The sequence below is a fragment of the Dokdonia genika genome (assembly GCF_042652845.1).
GTDB lineage: Bacteria > Bacteroidota > Bacteroidia > Flavobacteriales > Flavobacteriaceae > Dokdonia > Dokdonia donghaensis.
In genome coordinates this window covers 1-3,499 of record NZ_JBHSHB010000021.1, presented here as the reverse complement: position 1 = coordinate 3,499, position 3,499 = coordinate 1, and the positions used below count along the sequence as shown (strand labels likewise).

4 protein-coding genes are annotated in these 3,499 nt (G+C 32.1%); all 4 read right to left on the bottom strand.

What is annotated here, in order from left to right:
* Positions 1–317: 317 nt before the first annotated feature.
* Positions 318–875, bottom strand: coding sequence for a hypothetical protein (locus ACFO5T_RS10895; protein WP_380034330.1), 558 nt, complete (start codon positions 873–875; stop codon positions 318–320).
* Between the two features lie 211 nt (positions 876–1,086).
* Entirely contained in the window at positions 1,087–1,368 is a 282-nt protein-coding gene (locus ACFO5T_RS10890; RefSeq protein ID WP_380034328.1) for a hypothetical protein, read from the bottom strand.
* 40 nt (positions 1,369–1,408) lie between these two features.
* The gene (locus tag ACFO5T_RS10885; protein WP_380034326.1) at positions 1,409–1,699 is read right to left on the bottom strand and encodes a hypothetical protein; all 291 of its coding nucleotides are present in this window, start codon (positions 1,697–1,699) and stop codon (positions 1,409–1,411) included.
* Between the two features lie 361 nt (positions 1,700–2,060).
* Complete coding sequence (locus tag ACFO5T_RS10880) at positions 2,061–3,356, bottom strand: hypothetical protein (protein WP_380034324.1); 1,296 nt, start codon at positions 3,354–3,356, stop codon at positions 2,061–2,063.
* Between the last annotated feature and the right edge of the window lie 143 nt (positions 3,357–3,499).

Genomic DNA, 3,499 nt, shown 5'->3' with positions numbered 1-3,499 from the left:
AGCTAGTTTGCTCTATGACCCATCTGTGCCAGAACCTTGATTTTTGCTCTTACAATCGCTCTTAAACCTATTTTGAAGCGTAGCCATACGATTGCGGTAATAACCAAGTATACAACTGCCTTTTGTGTAGCTTATTTTGTCGTGAACTGCAAGCCCTTGGGCAATCAGCCGCCACGGTCTAGTGTATGATTTCGTTGCGTGTTTCAGCACTAAAGTTAGCAAATAAATCACAGATAGAAAGTCCGCGAGGACTTTCGTAAGTAGGCTATAACTAGCAATGAATTATACACATTGTTGTGGTGTCGTTTTTTTTACTTTTAATAGTCAAATTTATAAGAATTTGTTGTTTTTATTTTTGTCCAATTTTTAAAATCAAAATTCACAATTACTTCTTGAGTTCCGTGAATTTTTTCTTTAAATTCAAAGTTTTCTTGATATGAAATTCCATATTTATTTAGGACTTCATCAATTTTGTTTTTTTCCATTTCCGCTTTTTTATATTCTCTTCTATATTTATTCAGTTTAGAGTAAGCAGCTGCCAGAAATGAAAATCCAGCTCCAATCATTCCAATTTTCACGTACCATAGATACAAGCTAAATATTTTCCAGTCAGATAAAAAGTACCCAAGAAGTATTAAAAGAAAACCAATAATTATTGTGCCGTAGAAAGTTAGATGTGTTGACTTTTGGCTTCTGCGTATTATTTCCAATTCGAGATTAGCAATTTCTAATTTTTCTTGAAATTTTTTGTCGAGTGTAATTTTTGAGCAAGTATTATTAAAATCAGGTTTTTTATTGGTCAAATTACAAGTCAATCCTTTTTCAAGACTCGTTATTTGGTTTTCGCATAAATCACAATGTCGTGAAAAATTCATTTAAATTTCAGTTCGGTTTTAGTCAGTTTTTGATTCCAGCGTTCGTTTTGGTAAATGCACCACAACGGTTTTGTGTATGGTTAGTTGCGTGTTTAAGCAACTAATTTAGTAAACAAAAACGAACGCGAGAAAATTCCGAAGGAATTTTCCAAGTAGGCAATTGCCCAAGCAATTAATTATACACGTTGTTGCCATTTCGTTGTTTTATTTTTTATTTAATTCTCATTAAACAAACCTTTAATCTTTTGGTCAATTCAATGTCTTTTAAACATTCCAAAGGTGTTAAGTAATTCAAAGCCGGAACTTTTGAATTCAGCCAATTTATACTATTTTCAGTATTGTGATAGTAAATAACTTTGGCTAAATCAATTTGATTGTTGACAAGAACTAATAATTCTTTTTGAAAATCAGAATCAGTCCAATCCTCTCCAAAAATACTTGAGTATTTATTCCAACTATCATCTCCTTTATAATATTGCTCTAATTTTTCCACGTTCTAATTTTCAATTCCGCAAACTTGATATAATTCCGAATTATATGTTTGTTGATGAATAAATCGTAATAATGATTCCTATTAATGTAATTAACCAACTATAGTCTTTTAAAGGTTTTCTAAAACTCAAATAAGCTATTAGAGTTATAAAACCGTAAAGTATTGCTTTCATTATCGGAATAAATGCTCCCATATTTGCACTTGCAGGCATATTCGAAGCTGTCCTCAATCCAAAGATTAAAGCTATAATTGTTCCGACAATAATTACTAAAATATTCAGTCCAATTGAGTTCAGTAATTTAAATATTTCCGATTTCTTTTTAGTTTCCAAAGTATTTTAATCAAGTTTGAGTGCGTTCTGCAATGAATGGCNGCTTTAAAATCTTAGCAGATTTGCTCTATGATCCATCTGTGCCAGATCTTTGATTATTGCTCTTACAATCGCTCTAAAACCTATTTTGAAGCGTAGCCATACGATTGCGGTAATAACCAAGTATACAACTGCCTTTTGTGAAGCTTATTTTATCGTGAACTGCGAGTCCTTGGGCAATCAGCCGCCACGGTCTCGGCTATGAGTAGTTGCGTGGGTTATCACTTAACTTTGCAAGTACACACCAAACTGAAAATCCGCAAGGATTTTCAGAAGTAGGCGAGAACAAGCAATTACTTATAGCCATTGTTGGGCACAGTATTTATAATTTTATAGGTCGACTACTAGTTATTAGTACTTTTCTTGCTATAAATTCTATTAGTTCAATATCGTAATTCATTTTTTTAACTTCATTCGAATAAGGAAGCAAAACTTCAAAGTCTCCTTCAGAAGCTTTTGAATGTACTATTCTACATCTTATTTCATAAATCCTTTCACTAACTTCAGCAACTAAATCTGCAGTTTCGTTTTTCACGGATAATTTATGTTTAGCTAAATTTTTTCCTTTGTTTTCGGCAAAGAAGTCAAAACGATTTTGGTCAGAACTGAAGAAATCTTTTAATTCAATATTATTTGTACACGCAGAAATCGTTGCTTTAAGTTGGTCTCTCTCTTTACCAAATGACTTACCTCCACCATTAGCATTTATCGTAGATATAATTTTTGTTATGTCAGCATCTCTATTAGGATTAAATCTTGGATCTTTAATTAATCCCTGAATTTTTTGTTTAGCTTCAAAACTTGAATAAATTGGGAAATAGAATTCAGTAGTTTGATAAAAAGCGAGATATTGAAAAATAGGCATTTGACCTGATTCTTTAGCATACCAATAAAGAGAAATTGGTTCAGAATCATATTCGTATTTTGGTTCTGATATGGTTGCTGATTCATCTACGAAAAGTTGTTTCCTTCTTCTCTTTTGCGTTCTTTCTATCCAACTTTCTCGTTGTGTTTGAAGACTTATTGGAATTTCAAATGCTAAATCTATTTGAAAAAATATAGAATTTGCTATTTTTTCTAAAATCTCAAGAGCTCTGTCGTGAGTGGAAATTTTTGAATTTTGAATTTTAATAGTAATTCTTCTTGAAATTCCTCTTCTAGGTCCTCGCTCTCTGCTACCTGACAAAAAACCAAATTCTTTAGAACAATAACCAATAGTGAGAATGTAGCCATCTATTGAAGGTAGGTTGATTGATACGACTTCTTCGGTTTCTTCATCATCATCAACTTCTTCAGGTTTATTAATTAGCTCATCGAGTCTATTAAAAAAGAATCTTGAAGGATTATCAACATTACTTATCTCTGCTTCAATAATTTGATTTTCTTTTGACCAAATAGCTTCATAACCTTGGATAAAACGAAATTTTTCAAATTCGCAATCTAAAGCTTGGTTCAGAGGTTCTTCTCTAAAAATTAACAAACACTCGTTTTTCTCTCTAGCGGAGGGAATTTCAAAGACTATCCTATTAGGAAAATCTGGATTTTCAGGTACAATTTCCTCAAACGAAATATTTGAACCTTCTAATTTTTTCTTAAGCTTTATTATATTTTCTTCCATTCCTTTTTATTGTGCCCAACAGGCCACTACATAAAGCGAGTGCGGCATTTTGCTGGTGTGCCTGTTTTTTGTTTTTTAATTGATTGTTTAAATATACACTTATTTGTGAATCTGTCGCCGCGCATAGAGCTTTCAAAAATGTC